Annotated in this window: 17 protein-coding genes; 12 read left to right on the top strand and 5 right to left on the bottom strand. The window is 59.8% G+C overall.

What is annotated here, in order from left to right:
• The first annotated feature begins 92 nt into the window (after positions 1–92).
• Both H035_RS0110485 and H035_RS0110480 read left to right on the top strand, forming a co-directional pair.
• Positions 93–545: a ferritin-like domain-containing protein gene (locus H035_RS0110485; RefSeq protein WP_026596492.1), complete on the top strand. Its 453-nt coding sequence runs from the start codon at positions 93–95 to the stop codon at positions 543–545.
• A 57-nt stretch (positions 546–602) separates the two neighbouring features.
• Entirely contained in the window at positions 603–2,009 is a 1,407-nt protein-coding gene (locus H035_RS0110480) for a hypothetical protein (RefSeq protein ID WP_022948928.1), read from the top strand.
• A 60-nt stretch (positions 2,010–2,069) separates the two neighbouring features.
• Here the strand turns inward: H035_RS0110480 and H035_RS20825 are convergent, their stop codons facing one another.
• The gene (locus H035_RS20825) at positions 2,070–3,194 is read right to left on the bottom strand and encodes a DUF3611 family protein (protein ID WP_022948927.1); all 1,125 of its coding nucleotides are present in this window, start codon (positions 3,192–3,194) and stop codon (positions 2,070–2,072) included.
• 233 nt (positions 3,195–3,427) lie between these two features.
• Between H035_RS20825 and H035_RS0110470 the strand changes: the two genes are divergently transcribed.
• The 6 genes from H035_RS0110470 to H035_RS0110445 are packed head-to-tail and all read left to right on the top strand — an operon-like array spanning position 3,428 to position 7,730.
• Positions 3,428–3,871, top strand: a complete 444-nt coding sequence (locus H035_RS0110470) for a c-type cytochrome (protein WP_152486014.1) — start codon at positions 3,428–3,430, stop codon at positions 3,869–3,871.
• Positions 3,864–4,736, top strand: coding sequence for a cytochrome c (locus tag H035_RS0110465; protein WP_152486013.1), 873 nt, complete (start codon positions 3,864–3,866; stop codon positions 4,734–4,736). The genes H035_RS0110470 and H035_RS0110465 overlap by 8 nt, the downstream gene beginning before the upstream one ends.
• Before the next feature lie 15 nt (positions 4,737–4,751).
• Complete coding sequence (locus H035_RS19245) at positions 4,752–5,471, top strand: RibD family protein (RefSeq protein ID WP_022948924.1); 720 nt, start codon at positions 4,752–4,754, stop codon at positions 5,469–5,471.
• Complete coding sequence (locus H035_RS0110455) at positions 5,468–6,460, top strand: zinc-dependent alcohol dehydrogenase (RefSeq protein WP_022948923.1); 993 nt, start codon at positions 5,468–5,470, stop codon at positions 6,458–6,460. The genes H035_RS19245 and H035_RS0110455 overlap by 4 nt, the downstream gene beginning before the upstream one ends.
• Before the next feature lie 12 nt (positions 6,461–6,472).
• Complete coding sequence (locus H035_RS0110450) at positions 6,473–6,844, top strand: 6-pyruvoyl trahydropterin synthase family protein (protein WP_022948922.1); 372 nt, start codon at positions 6,473–6,475, stop codon at positions 6,842–6,844.
• A complete protein-coding gene (locus H035_RS0110445; protein WP_084684881.1) occupies positions 6,816–7,730 on the top strand; it encodes a class I SAM-dependent methyltransferase in 915 nt (304 codons plus the stop codon). The genes H035_RS0110450 and H035_RS0110445 overlap by 29 nt, the downstream gene beginning before the upstream one ends.
• Here H035_RS0110445 and H035_RS20820 read toward each other — a convergent pair.
• Complete coding sequence (locus tag H035_RS20820) at positions 7,693–8,505, bottom strand: class I SAM-dependent methyltransferase (RefSeq protein WP_022948920.1); 813 nt, start codon at positions 8,503–8,505, stop codon at positions 7,693–7,695. The genes H035_RS0110445 and H035_RS20820 overlap by 38 nt on opposite strands.
• Positions 8,484–9,221: a CDP-alcohol phosphatidyltransferase family protein gene (locus tag H035_RS20815; RefSeq protein ID WP_022948919.1), complete on the bottom strand. Its 738-nt coding sequence runs from the start codon at positions 9,219–9,221 to the stop codon at positions 8,484–8,486. The genes H035_RS20820 and H035_RS20815 overlap by 22 nt, the downstream gene beginning before the upstream one ends.
• A gap of 23 nt (positions 9,222–9,244) precedes the next feature.
• On the opposite strand from H035_RS20815, the gene H035_RS20810 reads away from it, so the two are divergent.
• Entirely contained in the window at positions 9,245–10,315 is a 1,071-nt protein-coding gene (locus H035_RS20810) for a glycosyltransferase family 4 protein (RefSeq protein WP_022948918.1), read from the top strand.
• Here H035_RS20810 and H035_RS19225 read toward each other — a convergent pair.
• Together H035_RS19225 and H035_RS0110420 are read right to left on the bottom strand one after the other, a co-directional pair.
• On the bottom strand, positions 10,251–12,149 hold the full coding sequence (locus tag H035_RS19225; protein ID WP_022948917.1) for an iron-containing redox enzyme family protein: 1,899 nt from the start codon (positions 12,147–12,149) through the stop codon (positions 10,251–10,253). The genes H035_RS20810 and H035_RS19225 overlap by 65 nt on opposite strands.
• A complete protein-coding gene (locus H035_RS0110420; protein WP_022948916.1) occupies positions 12,133–13,881 on the bottom strand; it encodes a carbamoyltransferase family protein in 1,749 nt (582 codons plus the stop codon). Before H035_RS0110420 ends, H035_RS19225 begins: the two co-directional genes overlap by 17 nt.
• Positions 13,882–13,942: 61 nt before the next feature.
• Between H035_RS0110420 and H035_RS20805 the strand changes: the two genes are divergently transcribed.
• From H035_RS20805 to putA, 3 genes are read left to right on the top strand one after another with little or no spacing between them, the layout of a single operon-like run.
• A complete protein-coding gene (locus H035_RS20805; RefSeq protein WP_022948915.1) occupies positions 13,943–15,073 on the top strand; it encodes a fatty acid desaturase in 1,131 nt (376 codons plus the stop codon).
• Positions 15,022–16,164, top strand: coding sequence for a histidine decarboxylase (locus H035_RS19215; RefSeq protein WP_022948914.1), 1,143 nt, complete (start codon positions 15,022–15,024; stop codon positions 16,162–16,164). The genes H035_RS20805 and H035_RS19215 overlap by 52 nt, the downstream gene beginning before the upstream one ends.
• A complete protein-coding gene (gene putA, locus H035_RS0110405) occupies positions 16,136–19,264 on the top strand; it encodes a bifunctional proline dehydrogenase/L-glutamate gamma-semialdehyde dehydrogenase PutA (protein WP_022948913.1) in 3,129 nt (1,042 codons plus the stop codon). Before H035_RS19215 ends, putA begins: the two co-directional genes overlap by 29 nt.
• Positions 19,265–19,273 lie beyond the last annotated feature (9 nt).

Raw genomic sequence — 19,273 nt, 5'->3', positions numbered from 1 at the left:
ATGGAGGTATTTACAGCGTATTCCGGAGCGCTCTCCCCGGACCTTCGCGAATGTCAACCAAGTCCAATTTCTTTTCCTCCCGGGATAATGCCATGAATGAAAAGCTAGCTGGTATTCTTAACGAAGCCATTGACGACGAATACAAGGCCCGCGCCATGTACCGAAAGGTCATCGAACGATTCGGGGAGGTCAGGCCGTTCATCCATATCGTGGAAGCGGAAAGCCGCCATATTCAGGCATTGCTTCCCTTGTTCGAAAAATATGGCGTGCCGGTTCCTCCCGATGACTGGGAATCGCGCGTGCCAGCGCCTGCTTCTTTGTTGGCGGCCTGTCAGGCGGGGGTCGAGGCGGAAATCGAAAACAAAGAGATGTATGCCCGACTCTTGGCGCAAAGCGCGGAATTTCCCGATGTCCAGGCGGTGCTTCGAGCGTTGCAGCGGGCCTCCGAAGAAAATCACCTGCCCGCTTTCCGGCGATGCGTGGAAAGGGAAGGGGTGCCCGGTCGCGGTCGAGGCGGGCGACATCAAGGTCCCGGTGGCCGGTAAATAGGAGGATTGGGGCGACTCTATCTAGACTCTATCTATCTTGGTTAGGTGACTCGTATGCGAAAAAATCATATCTTCTCGGCCCTCGAAAGCGCACGCCTTTTCCAGTCGCATCGGCACAATGAGGCGAGAAAGCGGCTTGTTTCCGGGGCGGCGCTCTTTTTGATAACGGCGGCCTCCACGGGCAACGCCCAGCCGGAGTTGGGCGCGCAAACTTTCAGCGGTGCGGCTTCCCATGCCACTTTCACCGGGGGCGCCAGCAAAGACGGTGGGGCCAGCTTTGGTCATGCCTTCTCCGATCAAGATACCGTGTCGGTAACGATCGACATCGGGGTGGCGCCCGAGCACGTAAATCAAACCGGTGCCATCGTGGTCATCGGAAGTCTGAACGGACGTTTCTTTCAGCAGGACAGCGACGGTATCTGGCAGGTTTGGGACGGCAATCCGAACAGCCTTCTAGCCCATGACGGCCCCCGCAGCTTGGAGGAAACGGAATCGGTCAAAATTTTCGAGAGCGGCTTGCAAGGATTCAGCGGCGGGACGTTCCAGGCGATCGCCGGCTACTGGTCGCCCGACGGGGACGTTCATTTCAATTCTCCGCCGGTGGAATTCGTCGCCACCGGTCGCTGCGGGCCGGCAACGGGAAACGGTTCATTGGCGATCGATGCAAATAACGGGCTTCCGGTAGGGGAAGCGGTTTTCCGTATCCAGAATTGGCTGGCCGATACCTCGTCGCTCAGCGATCAATTGGCGAGGAGGATAGCAACCGATGGTTCGGGAAGCATTTCTTGCACTCGATTCGGAAATGCGAACGGCGTTGAGAGCGGGACGGATGCGGGCAACGGGCGTTTGAATGCGGGAGAGGCGGTTTCCCTGCGGTTGGACAACTGCGGCTTGGGCGATGATGTGGTCATGGCGGGAGAAATGACCGTCGATGTCACCGAGTCAGACGGCGTGGCCGACAATAGTTTTTCCTCGGACTGGTCCTACGCCGCCCAGGTACGCTTTGACGGTTTCACCCATCAACAAGGCGCGACCGCTTTTTCCAGCGGCGGCGCTTATCTTCACCGAGTCCGATTTTTCGCGGCCACCGGCATTCAGACCTTCGATTTCGAAGCGGATGCCATCTCCATGGACTACAACGGAATCCCGCTGACGGTGAGGGAGATGTGTTACGAGTCCAATGCGTTGAGCGCGTCGCAGGTGCATACCGAAGCTTACCGCTATCGGGTGCAAAGCGAATTCGGAGACGTGATGGTTCGGACGGTCGAACCTTTCTCGGGGCCATTCGGCGGGCCCCCGGACCACGGCGTTGTCGAAATGATCGGCCAAGCCCAGTCACGGATTGTATTGGATGCGGGCGAGTGCGGTGACGATGCGTTCGACGTGGCCGTCTACGATCCGAGCGGCGCACTGGTAACCCCGAGCCCGAACTGTATCCCCACCGTCAATTTCGAAGACTGACGGCGCTCGGGCCTGCATGGAATAAGCAGACGATCGCCGGCGCGGAGCCCAAAAGTCAGATCAACTGGACGAAATGGCGTAGTGGTAAACTCGGTTGATCAACCACAGGGTCGCCATGATGCCGATGCCATGGGCGACCATCACGTTGAAATTGGAAACCAGCACGAAGACGTCCAAAGCCCGAACGATCTTGTTTGGATCGGTGATGGCGATGCCCGGCGGTTGGGAGATGGTTTTCGCAATCAGCAGACTGATGGTGCTGGCGATGCCCATCACGGCGGCGATTATACCGACGTTCCCCATGAGGAATCCCGCGTGTAAAAAGCGGATCTTACCCGCTCTTCCGGAATCCGTCTTAACCGGTCTGGGGTTTCCCTTTTTTGCCAGCCGCGTGCAGTAGAAGAAGAAAATGATCGATACGAATAAAATAACAAGACCTAATTTCGCCCAAAATATGGCATTTTCGATTCCCGACTGCATCCCGCTGAAATAACGGCCCGAGGTGGCGAAAACAAGCAAAACAACGGTAATGAGGCTTATCATCAATTGAGCCCAGAACGTCACCCATCCGAAAAGGCGAAAATTCCAGGCGATGATTCTATCTTCTCGCGCCGGTTCGCCGGTATCCGCCTGTACCAACGTTTTGGTTGCTTCCCCGCCCGCTATCCAAAGTTTTCCCGTCAGTCCGGTGCCTCGCCACAAGGATACGACCGCCAGCACGAGTAAGATGGCCAGAAGAACGATCAAACCGATTGCGAAGGCGGTATGCAAATGGCTGAAGAATAAATGCCGGGATGAGTCCGCCCAGGTTCCCAAAGGCAGTTGTACCCCCCACAAGTCCGGTGTTTTCGCATCGAATGCCAGCGCCAAATAGCCGGAAATCAGCGACAGCAAGACAAAAAGATAGATCGACCAGATCAATATCAGGGAGACGGTGCGTTGCCAGCGGGGGAGGGTATTCGAATAGGCGGGGACGGGATGAATCAGGCGCCAAACGATAGCGGTCAATACCAGAAGCATTAACCCTATCCCAAAAGTTAAGTGGACGCCAAGCCAAATACGATAATTTTCGGCATCGGACAAAAAGCTCAGATACCAGCCGATAAGCAATTGGCAAACGATCGCGAAAACGAGGAACCAATGAAGAAGGGATATAAATAGACCCTGGCGGACGGATTGATTCATCTTGATCCTCGTAGCGCAGTTGTTCGTATTCGGATCTGAGTTAATTCATAACACAGGGGGTTGAGGGTTAGCAACAGGTTTGGAGCTGAAAGGGTACTTTTTTCCGCGTCATCACGGTGCGGCCGGACAAAAGGGTGACAATCTCGGCCGGATCGGCCACTCAGTCAGGGTAGTAACGTTCCGGAGAACGGTTGTATACTCGAATTTCCGTATTCGGCAAAGAGGGTCTAGTCATGAGGCATAAGCATTGGTTTGCGGTCATCCTGACTTGCTCGGTATTGTCTCCCGCCTTCGCGGATGTCGAAGTCGTCGTTGAATATCGACAGGGAGTGATGGAAGCCAACGGCGGGCATATGGCGGCATTGAAAGCGATTTTCATCGGCGGCCAGAAGCAATTTCTGCCTTATGCGGTGGAGCACGGAGAGGCGATTGCCGGCATCGCCAAATCGATTCCGGACATGTTTCCTCCCGGCAGCACTCATCGCAAAAGCGAAGCTCGCAAGCGGATTTGGCGAAATTGGGACGATTTCGTCGCCCGTGCCCGGGCTTTGGAGCGCTTGAGCCTGGATTTTGTCGAGGCGGCCAAGAGCGGCGATGAGACCGCCATGACTCAGGCTTTCAAGAAAATGGGCAAAGAGGGCTGCAGCGCCTGCCATGAGCGTTATCGGGATGATTAGGCCCCCCCTTTCTACTTTTTTCTATGCGATTGTCTTTAGCGGGCTATTGGGATTCCAGGCCCGAGCCGGCACATCGGAAGCCCTTTTGGCGCGAGGTGAAAACCTATTTGTCCTCGGCGGTTGCGGCCATTGTCACACCGCCGAGGACGGGCCGATGCTGGCCGGCGGCGATCCCTTGAAGACGCCGTTCGGAACGTTTTATCCCCCCAATATCACCCCGGATCCCGAAACCGGAATCGGCAACTGGAGCGAGAAGGATTTAACCCGCGCCCTGCGGGAAGGGATCTCCCCTCACGGCCAACCCTATTATCCCGCCTTTCCCTTCACCTCCTTCACCCTTATGAAGGATGAGGATCTGACCGCTTTAAAGGCTTATTTGGATACCGTTCCGCCGATCAGACATCAAACGCCGGCCCATGATTTGAGCTTTCCTTTCAATGTGCGCCGCGGCCTGTGGGGATGGCGTTGGCTGTTTTTCCGTCCGGCGCGTTTCCAACCCGATCCCATGCGTTCGGGGCAGTGGAACCGGGGGGCGTATTTAGTCCAGGGACCGGGTCATTGCGGCGAATGCCATACTCCCCGCAATTGGATGGGCGCCCTCGACCGTAGCCGGGCCTATGCAGGTTCCGTGGTGGGCGAATTGAACGCGCCGAATATTACCCCGGACCCGGAATACGGCATCGGCGAATGGAGCGAGACGGACCTTTTGTATTTCTTCGAGACTGGAATGAAGCCGGACGGCGACACCGCCAGCGACGAGATGGCCAAGATAATCCGTAAAGGGATCTCCAAGCTGCCCGAGAAAGATTTGCGCGCCATCATCGAATACCTGCAAAGCCTGCCGCCCATTGCGGCCGAACCCTAATCGCTGATGGATCGAATGGAATTCCAATTTCCAGAGCATCTGGCTTTCCTGCGTCCTCTTCGGCAGCAGCAGCTCCGGCATAGTCTGCATGCCGTCAACCGCCCCTTCGTCACGCTTAGTTACGCTCAGAGCCTGGACGGCAGCATCGCCTCCGAGCCGGGCCGGCCGTGCGCGCTGAGTTGCCGCGCATCCTTGGAAATGACCCACGCGCTCCGGGCCTGCCACCAAGCGCTGCTGGTGGGCGTGGAGACGATCCTGGCGGACGATCCTCGGCTCAATGTGCGTTACGTGGCGGGCGACGATCCCCGGCCGGTGATTCTGGACAGTCGATTGCGTTTTCCGGAAACGGCGCGGGTATTGGCATTTTCCCGCAAGCGTCCGTGGATTTTTACTTCCTACGAAGCGCCGGCGGCGCACCAGAGACGGCTTGAATCGGCGGGGGTGCGGCTGTTTAGGGTGCCGGAAACCGAACCCGGTCGCTTGGATCTGGTGGCGGTATTGCGTTGCCTCGCCCGTCACGAAATCGGCACCCTGATGGTTGAGGGCGGCGCTTGCGTCATTCAGGCGTTTTTGCATCAGCATTTGGTGGACTACTGCGTTCTGACCTTGGCGCCGCGTTTTCTGGGCGGGGTCAAAGCGCTCGAGGCGCCGCTGCCGGTGCCGCTGGTCAATTGCCGCTACCAGCGCCTGGATGCCGATTTGGTTGTCCTGGGCAGAATCGCCGCCGGGCCATGAACACGCACGTTTTGCTGCACACCGCGCCCGGCAAGGTGGAAGTGGTTGAACGGACATTGCCGCCGCCGGGGGCCGGGCAAGTGGTACTACGCAGTCTTTGTTCGGCCATCAGCCCGGGGACGGAGGGGTTGGTGTTTTCCGGCCGCTTATCCGAGGACCTGCCCTTGGACGAGACCCTTGCCAGCTTGAGCGGCAGTTTTCGCCATCCCTTTCCCTACGGTTATGCTCTGGTGGGGGAGGTGATCGAGACCGGGGCGGGAGTGGAGACGGCCTGGCGGGGACGGCGTTTGTTCGCCTTCCATCCCCATCAATCCCGGGTCGTAGTGCCCCTGGAGGAATGTCTGGCGGTTCCGGAGGATTTGACGACGGAGGATGCCATGTTTCTTCCCAACATGGAATCGGCCCTCAATTTCGTCCAAGACGCGGCCCCCTTGGCGGGAGAGCGGGCGGCGGTATTCGGGCTGGGCATCGTGGGTCTGCTGACGACGGCGATATTGAAACGCTTTCCCTTGGATCGACTGATGGCGGCGGAACCCGTCGCCGCGCGGAGAGCGGAGGGGACCCGCTTGGGCGCGGAAACGGTCGATCCGCTCGACCCCGGGGATTGGAATGCCTGTAAACGGTCATTGGAAGAGGGGGTCGATGTGGCCATCGAACTTTCCGGAAACATGCAAGGGCTGCAGCAGGCGATCGATTTGACCGGTTTCGCCGGTCGGGTTGTGATTGGATCGTGGTACGGCCAACCGCTTCCTTTGACCTTGGGAGGGCGCTTTCATCGCAGCCGCATCCGGCTCCTCGCCAGCCAGGTCAGCACCCTGGACCCGGCAATCGGCGGTCGTTGGTCCAAGGCGCGCCGCTACCGCTTGGCTTGGGACATGCTTCGGAAAATCCAACCTGCGCGTTGGATCAGCCGGCGTTTTCCCCTGGAGGAGGCTCAGCAAGCTTTTGAAAGCCTTGAGGATACCCTGCAACCCGTGTTTTTCTATTGAGGGAGAGGAGCCATGTATCAACTCGGTGTCAGCCGTGATTTCATCGCCCAGCATTACCTGGTGGGTGGCGATTTCGGCCCCGAAAACCTGCGTCATAGTCACCCTTATCGGCTGGAGGTACGGCTAAGCGGCGAAAATCTCGACCGGCACGGCTATCTGGTGGATATCACCCAAGTGGAGGAGGCGCTGGACCACATGCTTGGCCGTTTCGGCGACCGCTGTCTCAACGACTTGGAGGAATTTTCCGGTCTCAACCCCAGCCTCGAACATTTCTGCCGAATCGTCTGGGAGCATTTGCAGGACCGCCTGGATTTGAAAAATATCCGCCTGGAAGTGCGGATGTGGGAAAACGCCAATGCCTGGACGGCCTATGACGGCGGCTGAATTGGCGGATTATCTGGAAGCCAAGGCGCTCCTCGACCGCCGCAGCCTCAACCCGGAAGTATGGGAAAACTTTCTGCAGGCGCTTGTTCCCTATCCCGATGCCGAGGTGGTGGATCTGGGCACCGGCACCGGGGCCATGATGCGGCGCTTGGCCTTGGCCGCTTCCAATCCCGATATGGTTTTGACGGGCGTGGAGCGCGAAGCTGCTTTGGTGGAGGTCGCGATCGACCGTTGCCGGGAGGCGCTGACGTCGGCGGATTGGAATTGCCGTGCGGTCGAAGAGGGTTTCGAGGCGGAGCGATCCGAGTATCGGCGCCGGTTTCGCTTCGTCCGCGCCGATTGCCTTGAATTCGAACCCAAGGCCCTGTGCCGGGCGGTCTGCGCCCATACTTTCATGGACCTGGTCCCGCCATCCCGAATTCTGGCCCGCGCCGCCGCTTGGCTGGCGCCCGGCGGGTTGTTCTACGCTACCTGTAACTACGATGCTGGCACCACGCTGTTTCCCGCCCATTCCGACCCGGCGCTGGAAGCCGAGTTGTTGGCTTGCTACGACCGTTCCATGGAAAATCGACGCTGGCAAGGGGAAGCGACGGGGGGCGCTTATAGTGGTCGCCGTCTCCATGGGGCGTTGGCGGCCGGCGGTTGGCGGATTCTCGCCTATGGCAGTTCCGATTGGGATCTGACACCCATTCGAGACAGCTACCGGGGCGACGATGCCGGGGTGCTGGCCGCGCTGCTGGAAATGATTCACGGCGAAGGCCGGTCCTCGGGGCAATTTTCCGAACGAAAATTGACGTGTTGGCGCCGGGAGCGACTGGATCAACTGCGATCCGGGCGGTTGGGGCTGATCATTCATCAACTGGATATGCTCGCCGCACGGCCTTGAAGCACAACCCGCCGCGCAGGACGGCCAGATGTAGCCAGCGCCCCGGCCAGTCGAGTACGGTCAACCCCCATCCCAGGAGAGGGGAAAGATCGCCGCGAGGAACGAAGCGCCAGTAATCCAGCCGAGCCATCTCCAAACCGGCCTCTCGAATCATCCGCCGGGCCTCGCCGGCATCCAGAAAGCGATCGGTGCTCAAGTATTGGCAGGTCCGTCCCAACCGAGGCGCCCATCGATGCCAGAGAAAACCGGCGTTGGGGGTCAGGCAGATGCATGCGCCTCCCGGCTTCAACACCCGCCTGATTTGGCAGAGCGCCGCTTCCTGGTTCGGAATATGCTCCAAAACGCCTACGCACAGCGCCACATCGACGCTGGTATCCCGGACCCCTTCCAAGGTTTCGGCCGGGGCGGGGAACAGTTCGATCCGTTCGCGCAAGGGGTGGATGCGGCGGACCGATTCGGCCGCAGCGATCATCTTGGGGGAAAGGTCCACCCCGATGCAGCGCCGGAAGCGGTGAGCCAGCGCGAACAAATGCATGCCGTTGCCGCACCCGATTTCCAACAGGGTATTATTGCAAGAGGACGTTTCATCGTGGCTCCTTGAACCATTCTCAGCCGTTCTCGGCACGGCCCCCAGCAAGCGCTCGATGACCCCCAACCGATACCGGAGCAGACGCTCGGCATTGCCGTGCAGGTCGCGGTAATCGCTCGCCAGGTCGTCGAAGAAGGCGCGGATGTCCTCCGGTCCTTGGATAGTTACCGGTTTGCGGGCGGACATGACGACTTTCGGAAAATGACCCAGAAACTGATCAGGAATGAAATTCCCAGGGCGATGGTCAGCACCGCGAGGACCCCATGATAAATTGGCGGCATGGGCTTGAGTCCCAGAATCAAACCCGCCATGGCAAGCGCTCCAATCGGGCGGGCGAAGCGTAGGGGCGGGAGATCGCTGGTCTTGCGTCGCCCCGTCTTCAGAATTAAAACGAAAGCGTAACGCAGCAGGCCGCCGAGCATGATCCAGGCGGGCATGCCGACGGCTTGGTAAAGCAACACGGTCAGGCTCAAGGTGAAAAAGGCATCGGTTTCCTTGTCGAAAAGATCACCGAAGGAAGAAACTTTCCGATGACGCTTGGCGAGCCAGCCATCGAGACCGTCGAGCGTCCAGAGGAGAAACGCCGTGCCCACCGCGCCGAGACCGGTCGCAGCGGTGGCAAGCATGACTAAAATTCCCGTCAGACGCAGCAGGGTGACCCAGTTGGCGCAACCGAATACCTGTTCCGACGTCCACCGCCGCCGTCCCTGCCAAATCAGCAAGGCAAAGGAAAAACCGGCAAGGATCGCCAGGGCGGACAGGGTGACGATCCCGGCGACCAGATTCGCCGCCCCTCCCAGCATCAGCGCCGCGTGGAGTTCACTCCAATGGGTCAGGTATTTTTCGTCCTCGTTGCTGCCGGTCGGCTCGGCGGAACAGCGGACGTTTATGGGAAAGCTCATGGGCCGATTATACTGATACTTGTATGATTTCAAGCAATACGGCGCCCCAAGTCCTGCTCGTCCATCCTCCCTGGCGCCTTCCTTCGGGAGGGCATCGTTACAACTTCGCCTTGCTGGCGCAGGCCAGGCGTGACCGCTTTCCCCTGCTAGGGTGGGTGTTATCGGATCGAAAATTGCCTTCGGCAAAGCTGATATTTTGGGACAGCCTGTTCATGCCTTATCTGGCCGAACGATCCTTGCCCCAAGGGTCCGTCCACGCCTTATTGCTTCACTATCTGCCTTCCTTGGATCCGGGGCTTTCTCCCGCCCGGCGCCAAGCGCTTCAGGCGATCGAATCCCGAGCCTTGGCGCACGTGGACTGGGTGGTAGCCACCGGGGCGGGTCTGGTGGAACCCGCGCGGCGGTTGCGTCCAGAGGCGAAGGTCGTGGTCTGCGAGCCGGGGGTGGATGGGCGCTTTTTAGCTTCTCTGCCCCGTCCCGCCTTTGTTTCGGACAGGACAGAGTTGGTGACGGTGGCCAATCTCTTGCCTGCCAAAGGTTATTCGGAACTGTTGCAAGTTTTGGCGGGATTGCGCCGCTATCGGTGGCGCTGGCATTGGGTCGGTTCGGCCGGATTCGACCCGGGCCATGCCCTGCGCCTGCAAGGAAAAATCCGTCGCTTGGGGCTTGCCGGGCGGGTGATTCAACATGGAACGCTGCCGCCTGAGCGGGTAATCAGGCTGTTGGATGCGGCCGATTGGTTTCTCTTTCCGAGCCGTTTCGAAAGTTTCGGGATGGCCTTGGCGGAGGCGGCGGCGCGGCGGGTGCCTATCCTCTCGACTCGGGTGGGAGAGGCGTCGCGCTGGGTGAGACCCGGATGCAGCGGATGGCTGGTGGAGCCCGGCGATCGCTTCGGTTTCGCCCAAGCGTTCAGGAAGATGTTTGAAACCCCGAAGCCCCGATGGATTTGGCGAAAAGGCTACCGGGAATTACCGACGCCGCTTTCTTGGGAAGCGGTTTTCCGGCGCTGGCGGGCAATCTGCTTGGCGCTCATGGGAGAGGCGTCCGACCCAAGAATCGCTCCCGCAGACCGAAACGCCATCCCCAACCGATGACCAGTGCCCAGGCGAAGCGCCGGGAGGCGATGCGAAGCGAACGATAGCCGGTCCAGATCCGGCGCCATTGCCGTGGGACCGTTTCCTCTCCGCCTCGATCCATTGTTTCCAAATGGGCGATGATTGCATCGCGCGCCAGGGCGGCGTGGCCCGAGGCGAGGTTATCGATGGATTGATGCAGACGAACGATGGTGGCATCGAAGCCGTGATACTCCATTTCCCTGGCCAAGCGCCGATAGGTCTGGCCCAGGCCGCTCAGCTCGATGGCGAGGTTCAGGCCGAGCAGTTCGGGCAGGAAAGCGTGGGGAAGGCGGCCGATGGCCAGCAAATAGGCGGGCATATCGAACGCCCCAAGCACGAATCCCCGGTGATGGATGAAAGCTTCCGAATCGAAAGGTGGCAGGGAAATATTTGCCTGCTTGAGGAGTTTCCGATAGACATTGGCGTGGTTGCGGCAGGTTTCGCCGTCCCCTAGTTCATCTCGGAAGATTTTCCACAAGGGCCGCCCCACCCTGGGGTAGGTCCGTGCTAAAGCCAAGGTATTGGCCAGCCAGCTTCCGTCCACGAGAATCGCCGGCGCGAGTTGCTCGATGCCCCAGCGGTAAGAGGGTTGGGATAGAAGCGGATAGGTCCGAGCGGGGGCGGGGCCTATCCGTTCTGCGTAGGTGTCTTCCATCCATTGGCAAAAAGCTTCCGGCGTGTAGGAAAAAGGGAGTTTACCTCTGCCGGCGCGGGCCAGAATCTTTCGCACGTAACGACGGGCCGCCGGCAGGCTGTGGGGAAATCGGTCCGGATGCAAGAGCCGGTGATAGAGGAGAGGGGGAGAGAGTTTTGCCTGCCGGGAAGGTTTCTGCTCCGCAGCTCTTCGAGTCGGTGAGACGGAAGGCGCGGCGGGAATGGGATTTTCGGTTGTGGGAAGCGGCGGTTTGCCGAGAGCGGGGGTTGCATCGGACGTTTCTTCCCATTCCAGCCAGCGACGTAGAATGGCCTGTTCTTCGTGGCTGAATACGCCGAACATGGGCCCTCCGAATGCGAGCGTCTGATTTAAAAAATGCCTGCCAAGGGAAGAATTTGGAAAAACATCGGGGAAGCTCGTTTCTTTTCCGTCCGCCAACGCCTCCAACCAGTCGTCCAGACTGCGTCCTTTGAGACGGATTCGATCATGCAAACCTTTGCCGTAGCGGGCTTTTTCCCGCAAAAGGGCAAGCGCCTGCCGGCGCGGATCGGAAGAAATGCCTTCCCAAGCGGCAAGCCAGGCGCGGCTGCGGCGATGGTAGAAAGCCGATCCTGCGGCGAGCCGGTCCGGGTTTATTCCGGGCCCTAAACAGGCTTCCGCCATCGCTTTCACCTCGAGGTAATTCTGCTCCGCAGCGCTTCGAGTCTCTTCCGGAGTATTTCGAGTCGGCGGTTTTGCGCGGCCGAAGCTGAACATCCCGCCGCCCATTCGGGCATGGGCCAGGGTGATCCCGAGGATTTCCGGCAGAAATAACTCGCCCCGGCGCTCCAGAGCGGTCAGCCAAGCAAGGTCTTCCTGCAGAGCCGGCGAGGGGTTGCCGCCTACCGACCTAAAGATTTGCCGCCGGTCGGCTGCCGCTGTTTCCATCGCCACTTGCAAGCGCAGTAGTGCCGCTCCCCTTTCGGTGTGGGCGTTGGCCAGGGTTACGACGCCGTCCAGCCAACTGCCTTCCCACCTTCCGACGGGGGCAAACCAGCTTTGCCATCGTTCGATAAGAGGTCCTTCCGGCGCAGCGGGCCAATTGGGCGGTCCCGGGTCTTCCAGGGGGTCGAAGAGGGAACGCAGCCAATCTATCTCGGCTTCAGAGGGATTCCACATGGGGTTTCAAAAACAGATAATCTTCGATGACCAGAATATCCAGCCCGCAGGTCATGAAGGTCGCCACCGCATCCTCCACGTTGTGGAGAATGGGCTTTCCCATCAGATTGAAGCTGGTGTTGAGCAGTAGCGGCACCCCGGTGAGCCGATGAAAAGCTGTCAGCAGGCGGTGAAACCGAGGGTTCCATTCTCGAATCACGCTTTGCACGCGACCGGTGCCGTCGGCGTGAACCACCGCCGGCACTTGGGCCGCCGCTTTCGGTTTGAATGGCAACGCCCGCTCCATGTAGGGCGAGGTCTGATAGGGCTGGAAATACTCGGCGCCGTATTCATCCAGGATGGCGGGGGCGAAGGGGCGGAATTCCTCGCGGAATTTGATCCGGGTATTGAGCCGGTTTTTCATACCCGGATCCCTGGGATCGGCGAGAACGGAACGATTGCCCAACGCTCGGGGGCCGAATTCGGCGCGTCCCTGAACCCAACCCACCAATAGTCCTTGAGCCAGATAATCGGCGACGGTTTCTTCCAGGCGCTTGGGGAGATGATACATGCGAAGACCGCTATGACGGACAAGTCTCTCGATCCAGACCGGATCCAGCGAACTCCCCAAATAAGGGGAAGACGCGGGCGGCGGCCGCTGACCCGGATGATCGCGCCGCCAGGCCAGCAAGGCCGCGCCCAGGGCCGTGCCGTCGTCGGCCGGTGCGTAGGGGACGTGCAGATGCTCGAAAGGCGTTTCCGCCAGGAGGCGTCCGTTGCATGCCGAGTTCAGCGCACATCCGCCGCCCAGGATTAGTCGGGAAGAAGGGGCTAGAGGATAAAGGTTGGTCGCCAATTGGCAAACGATCTCGGTGAAATGTTCCTGCCCGGTCCGGGCCAGATCCGCCGCTTCCAAAGGCGATCTCCCGGGCCGGCGCCGTAATGCTTCGATTTCGGCGTCATCGGCCAGAATGGCGGCCAGGTTTTGGCGCAGATCGAGACTTTCCGTCCACAGCATTTTACGGAATCGTCGGCGTAAGGTGTCGTCTATCTGTCCATAGGCGGCCAGTCCCATCACTTTCCATTCTTCCCCCGCGAGCCAGTCGAAACCGCAGAGTTCGGTCAGCCACATGTAGAAAAAACCCAGACTGGCGATTCCACGGCCGACGCGAAGCGGCTGGAAAGCACCGTCCCGATAATGGTAGGCGGCCAATGAGCCGCGTTCGCCGTAGGAATCCACGATCAGGCAGCTCCCCTCCGAAAAGGGGCTGGAAAAACACGCCGCGGCGGCGTGACAATCGTGATGGTCGAAGTGATGGAAGCGGAGTTCGACTGCGGGAAAAAGCTCGCTTGCTTGGCGGACCAGGTTGATGCCTCCCAGCGGAACGCTGGCATTTTGGCAGGCGAGCATGTGAAAAAGTTTGTATTTTTCCAGAAAGGTGGAATGATCGCGGTAACCATTCGCCACCAAGCCTTGGGGGAGAAAATAACCCAGCCAGCGGCTGGCGTATTCGTACCACGGTCGTTTCCTAGACCAATTGGAGGCGATCACCCACGTGTCGGCGTGGTCGCAGTAGCGCTCCAACCAATCAGTGACATGGGGGAGGGGATCGGGAGGGACGTTCAGCCCGCGCTTGTATTGCAAGCAGCGTTCGGCCGCTTCCGCGAACAAGACCCGGCCCGTTTCGTCCACGACGGCGATGGCCGGATCGTGGTAGGTGGTGCTCAAGCCGATGTAGATTCGTTGGCTCATAAAAGTACTCGGTCGTGATAATCTGACGGAAACGGCGATAGCCTGGTTCCTTCGCTCTATTATGCGCGTTTCCCCGTCACGGAAAAAATTCGTCGGTTGGCCGTATTACACCGCCCTGTTGCTGCCTCTCTGGTGCCTGGGTTTTCTTCTCAGCGCGCCGCATGCCGCGGGAGATGCCTTGTTTTGGTTGCTGCCGGTAGCGGCGCCGGTGGTTGCCGACTATCTGGGGGTGGGCGTGTCCCAAAAAGCCGATTCGAGCTGCGGCGGGATGGGTCTGGACGCCCTGCCGTTGTTCCTGGCGGGGTTGTTCGTGGTCGACACCGGTTTGTTGCTTGCGGAAAGCCGCCATTGGGGTTGGACGTCGTCGCAAGCGGTGGATACCTTGGCCATGTTGGTGGTGGTCAAGTTCCTGTTCGGCAGCAACGCCGCGATCGCCGGCCTGCTCACCGCCCACGAGTTGATCCACCGTCGTTCCCCTTTCCTTCGCGCCACGGGCAGAATATTATTGATCGTGTGCTGCTACGAGCATTTCGCCACCGAACACTTGCGCGGTCACCATCGCCGAGTGGGGTGGAAGGAGGACCCGGCCACCGCCCGGTTCGGCGAGACCTATTCCCGGTTTTGGCAGCGTAGCGTGGGAGCCCAGTTTCTTAGCGCGTGGCGCTTGGAAAGCCGAAGGTTGCGTATGACCGAACGCTGGGATCGGCGCTGGCTGTCCCACCGGGTGCTTCAGGGCGTGGTGGCGGAATTGGGTCTGCTCGCGGCGATCGGATGGGGATTTGGACCCTTGGCGCTATTGGCGTTCTGCGTTCAGGCGTTGATGGGGGTTCGGAATCTGGAAGCGATCAACTACGTCCAGCATTGGGGTTTGCAGCGTGCCCGTGGGAAACCGGGGCCGCAGCATGCCTGGTATACGGATAGCTGGTGCTCCCACTACCTGATTCTGGGGTTGGCCCGGCATTCCCATCACCACTGCCGTCCCGGTTTGCCGTATTACCGGCTCCAAGTCCAGTCGGAAGCGCCCCGCTTGCCATACGGCTACTTTGCGTTGATGTTCATGGTTGCCTACCGTAACCGGGCTTTCCAAAAGGCGGCGTCCGCCGAATTAAACCGAGTCAAGCGTCAAAATCTAGAAAAACCATGCCGAATTCGAGTCTGCCGCCCAACGTACAAGCGCGCCTTGAAGCGCTGACCGAGCAGTTCATCCGCGGGGTGGAACAATTTTTGGGCTATCCGTGCAATGCTCGTTTCGACTATCGTCCGCTGTATCCGTTTCTCTCCTATCCCTTGAACAATGCGGGCGATCCATTCATCGATACGCATAACAGGCTCAATACCCACGATATAGAGCGGCAAGTGGTGTATTTCTTCGCCGAGCTGTTTCATGCACGCCGGGAAGCCATTTGGGGGTATGTGACCGGGGGCGGCACCGAAGGGAACCTTTACGGCTTGTTTTTGGGACGCGAACAGTATCCGGAAGGCATTGTCTATTATTCCGAGGACAGCCATTACAGCATTCCCAAAATTCTGAAGTTGCTCAGAATGCGCCAGCGCCAGATCAAAAGCACCGCCTCTGGCGAGATGGATTACGGGGACCTGGCGCGGGCCCTGAACGGCCGCCGCGATGCCCCGGCCATCGTTCTGGCCAATATCGGCACCACCATGAAAGGCGCGGTGGACGATCTGGAGCGGATTCACGCCGTTTTCGAATCGCTTTCCCTGCGCGATTACCATATTCACGCCGACGCCGCCTTTCATGGAATGATCCTGCCTTTCGTCGATCGACCTCCGGTTTTCGATTTTCAGGCCGGTATCGACAGCATCGCCGTCAGCGGCCACAAAATGCTCGGAGCGCCCGTTCCTTGCGGCGTCGTTCTGGCCAAAAAAGTCCACGTTCGGCGCATCGCCCGGATGGTGGAATACGTGGGGAGTCTGGACAGCACCATCCCCGGATCGCGCAGCGGCTTGACTCCCTTGATGCTCTGGTATGCCATCGAAACCCTGGGAAGAGATGGATTCCGCGCGCTGACCGCCCACTGCCTGGAAACGGCCGAATACGCGGTGGAGCGCTTCAACGGTGTCGGCATCTCCGCCTGGCGCAACCCCCATTCCCCGATCGTGGTTTTCCCGCGGATGGCCGAACCGGTGCTCAGGCGTTGGCAGATTGCGGTACATGCGGAGACCGCCCATCTGGTTACCGTAGGTCACGTGGAAAAACGCCACATCGATACCTTCTTGGAGGAGATCTTGAACCATGAATCCGATCACCCGGGACACCCCTGAAGACGGCGCTGAACATCCTGATTCCCTCTCTCCCCGGAGAAAGGCGATCGCCGCCGCTTATTTGGCCGATGAGGCCCAAACCCTCGAATCACTGCTTCCCGAGGTTTCCCTATCCGACGGCGCTCGGCAAAGGGTACATGAACGAGCACGGCGCTTGGTGCAATCGGTGAGGCAGCATCCCCTTCCGTTGGATGCCTTCCTGAGCGAATTCGAGCTTTCCAGCGAGGAGGGAGTGCTGTTGATGTGCCTGGCCGAGGCGCTGCTGCGAATCCCCGACGATCAAACTGCCGAGCGTTTGATTCGCGACAAGTTGAGCCGGGGAAAATGGGACCGGCATCTCGGACACAGTGCATCCTTTCTGGTCAATGCCTCCACCTTCGGCCTGCTGTTGACGGGACGACTGATGCGGCTGGAAATCGAAGATTCCGACACCCTTTTTCAGAAATTGCTCCAGCGGGGCGAGGCGGCAGTCCATGTTCTTGTGGTCCGGGCGATGAAGATTTTGGGCGGTCAGTTTATTCTGGCCACGACGATAGAAAAAGCGCTGGCGCGCCGTTCGCCCGATTTTCGCTATTCCTTCGATATGCTCGGGGAAGAGGCGTTTACCGCCGAGGATGTGGAAGCTTACTTTCGCAGTTACCGCCATGCCATCACCGTGCTTGCCCGGCACCGGGGGGATGAATCCGATGTGCTGGCGATGCCAGGGATTTCGGTCAAACTCTCCGCGCTGCATCCGCGTTATACGTTTACGCAAGGCGAACGGGTACGCCGGGAGCTGATTCCCCGTCTTCTCACTTTGGCGAAAGAGGCCAGGGCGGCTCGAATCGGATTGACCCTCGACGCGGAGGAGGCGGAACGCTTAGACCTGATGCTGGATATTTTCGAGGCGGTCTTCGGTCATCCGGATCTTTCCAGCTGGGAGGGGTTCGGCCTGGCGGTCCAGGCTTATCAGAAACGGGCCGGCCCCTTGATCGAATACCTGCGCCATATAGCCGCAAGCCAGGGGAAACGCATCCCGGTACGCCTGGTGAAGGGGGCCTATTGGGACACCGAAATCAAAAGAGCCCAGCAGCAAGGGTGGTCCGATTATCCCGTGTTCACCCGAAAAATGAACACCGACGTCTCCTATTTGGCCTTGGCGCGTCGTCTGTTGGCATTTCCCCGGGCTTTTTTTCCCCAGTTCGCCACCCACAACGCTCACACCGTCGCCTGGATACTCGAAGTCGCCGAAGGGAGACCGCTGGAATTCCAGCGACTGCAGGGGATGGGGGAACCGCTCTACCGGGCCTTGCGGCAAACGGAAGGAGATATTCCCTGTCGGGTGTATGCGCCGGTGGGTGGATTTCGGGAGCTGCTTCCCTACTTGATGCGCCGCTTGCTGGAGAACGGGGCGAATACTTCTTTCGTCCACCGATTGAGCGATGCGCGCCTGCCCATCGAAGAGGTGATCGCCGATCCGGTCGCCAAAGTTCGAACCCTGGAAACGATTCCTCATCCGCAAATCCCCCAACCCGCCGACCTCTATCAACCTCAAAGGCCCAATTCCCCGGGCCCGAATTTGAGCGACCCGTTGACCTACCGTCGCCTGAACGAATTACTTTCCTCCTTTCGGCAAAATACTTGGGAGGCTCAACCTTGGGTGAGCGGTAAAGGGGGAGAGGGGAAGGAGCGGATGGTATATTCTCCGGTCGATCGTGGCCAGGTGGTCGGGACGGTGGTGGAGGCGGGCGAGGAGAGCATCGCCAAGGCGTTGGCCTGCGCGGAGGCGGCGGCGCCGGAATGGGACCGGGTGCCGGCGGAAGACCGGGCCGCCTGTCTGGAAAGGGCCGCCGAATTATATCAGTCCCACCGAGATGAGTTGTTGGCCCTATGCATCCGTGAGGGAGGCAGGTGCCTGTCGGACGCCGTCGACGAGGTTCGGGAGGCGATCGACTTTTTATATTATTATGCCGCCGAAGCAAGGCGATTGTTTGCGAATCCGCTTTCCCTCCCCGGGCCGGTGGGGGAATCCAATCGCCTTTATCTTCACGGTCGCGGCCCCTTTGTCTGCATCAGCCCCTGGAATTTCCCCCTGGCCATCTTTACCGGCCAAGCGGCCGCGGCGCTCGCGGCCGGCAACCCCGTGTTGGCCAAGCCGGCCGAGCAGACGCCCCTCATTGCGGCTCTGGCGGCTCGTCTGCTCCAGCAGGCCGGTATCCCGAACGAAGTGCTCCATTTTCTTCCGGGAGGCGGTGAGGTGGGCGCGGCGCTGGTGGGTGATCCCCGCATCCGCGGCGTGGCTTTCACCGGCTCCACCGACACCGCCTGGGAGATCCAGCGGAATCTGGCCGGCAGACGAGCCCCGATCGCCGCCTTCGTCGCCGAGACCGGTGGAGTGAACGCCATGATCGTGGACAGTTCGGCCCTGCCTCAGCAAGTGGTTGCCGACGTGCTCGCCTCCACCTTTAACAGTGCCGGTCAGCGGTGTTCCGCGTTGAGGATACTGTTTCTTCAGGACGAGGTGGCCGATCCCGTTTTGGATATGCTCTGCGGAGCTTTGGCGGAGCTGAAAATCGGCGATCCTTGGGATCTTTCCACCGACCTCGGTCCGCTGATCGACGAGGATGCCGTCGCCCGTCTGGAAAGCCATCGCGCCTACCTGGAAACGAACGTCCAACCCCTGGCCAGGCTCGATCCGCCTCCGCTTACCGGTTGCTACTTCGGTCCCGCGATATACGAAATCACCGCTTTGGAACCGGTGAGCCGCGAAGTATTCGGACCCATTCTGCATGTGATGCGCTATTCCGCGGGTCACTTGGACGAGTTGCTGGAAAGGATTCACGGGCTCGGCTATGGTCTGACTTTAGGCGTCCACAGCCGCATCGACGCGATCTGGGAGCGGATCGCCGAGCATGCTCGGGTGGGCAATATCTACGTCAACCGCAACATGATCGGCGCGGTGGTGGGAACTCACCCCTTCGGGGGCGAAGGACTGTCGGGCACCGGTCCCAAAGCCGGCGGCCCCAATTATCTGGCGCGCTTTGCCTACGAAAAGAGTCTTAGCGTCAATACCGCGGCGGTGGGCGGCGATCCCGATTTGCTGTCACTTCGGGAAGTGTAGGGGCGACCG

It is taken from the genome of Methylohalobius crimeensis 10Ki, from assembly GCF_000421465.1.
Lineage (GTDB): Bacteria > Pseudomonadota > Gammaproteobacteria > Methylococcales > Methylothermaceae > Methylohalobius > Methylohalobius crimeensis.
The sequence above is the reverse complement of the archived record's forward strand: the minus strand, read 5'-3'. Positions and strand labels throughout refer to the sequence as shown.

Excerpts from the sequence above, each read along its gene's own strand:
- H035_RS20810 (WP_022948918.1), top strand. The coding sequence starts at position 9,245 with ATGATTTCAAGCAATACGGCGCCCCAAGTCCTGCTCGTCCATCCTCCC.
- H035_RS0110480 (WP_022948928.1), top strand. The coding sequence starts at position 603 with ATGCGAAAAAATCATATCTTCTCGGCCCTCGAAAGCGCACGCCTTTTC.
- H035_RS0110450 (WP_022948922.1), top strand. The coding sequence starts at position 6,473 with ATGTATCAACTCGGTGTCAGCCGTGATTTCATCGCCCAGCATTACCTG.
- H035_RS20815 (WP_022948919.1), bottom strand. The coding sequence starts at position 9,221 with ATGAGCTTTCCCATAAACGTCCGCTGTTCCGCCGAGCCGACCGGCAGC.
- H035_RS19225 (WP_022948917.1), bottom strand. The coding sequence starts at position 12,149 with ATGTGGAATCCCTCTGAAGCCGAGATAGATTGGCTGCGTTCCCTCTTC.
- H035_RS0110465 (WP_152486013.1), top strand. The coding sequence starts at position 3,864 with ATGATTAGGCCCCCCCTTTCTACTTTTTTCTATGCGATTGTCTTTAGC.
- H035_RS0110470 (WP_152486014.1), top strand. The coding sequence starts at position 3,428 with ATGAGGCATAAGCATTGGTTTGCGGTCATCCTGACTTGCTCGGTATTG.
- H035_RS0110445 (WP_084684881.1), top strand. The coding sequence starts at position 6,816 with ATGCCTGGACGGCCTATGACGGCGGCTGAATTGGCGGATTATCTGGAA.
- H035_RS20825 (WP_022948927.1), bottom strand. The coding sequence starts at position 3,194 with ATGAATCAATCCGTCCGCCAGGGTCTATTTATATCCCTTCTTCATTGG.
- H035_RS0110485 (WP_026596492.1), top strand. The coding sequence starts at position 93 with ATGAATGAAAAGCTAGCTGGTATTCTTAACGAAGCCATTGACGACGAA.
- H035_RS20805 (WP_022948915.1), top strand. The coding sequence starts at position 13,943 with ATGCGCGTTTCCCCGTCACGGAAAAAATTCGTCGGTTGGCCGTATTAC.
- H035_RS20820 (WP_022948920.1), bottom strand. The coding sequence starts at position 8,505 with ATGTCCGCCCGCAAACCGGTAACTATCCAAGGACCGGAGGACATCCGC.
- H035_RS19215 (WP_022948914.1), top strand. The coding sequence starts at position 15,022 with ATGCCGAATTCGAGTCTGCCGCCCAACGTACAAGCGCGCCTTGAAGCG.
- H035_RS0110455 (WP_022948923.1), top strand. The coding sequence starts at position 5,468 with ATGAACACGCACGTTTTGCTGCACACCGCGCCCGGCAAGGTGGAAGTG.
- H035_RS19245 (WP_022948924.1), top strand. The coding sequence starts at position 4,752 with ATGGAATTCCAATTTCCAGAGCATCTGGCTTTCCTGCGTCCTCTTCGG.
- H035_RS0110420 (WP_022948916.1), bottom strand. The coding sequence starts at position 13,881 with ATGAGCCAACGAATCTACATCGGCTTGAGCACCACCTACCACGATCCG.
- putA (WP_022948913.1), top strand. The coding sequence starts at position 16,136 with ATGAATCCGATCACCCGGGACACCCCTGAAGACGGCGCTGAACATCCT.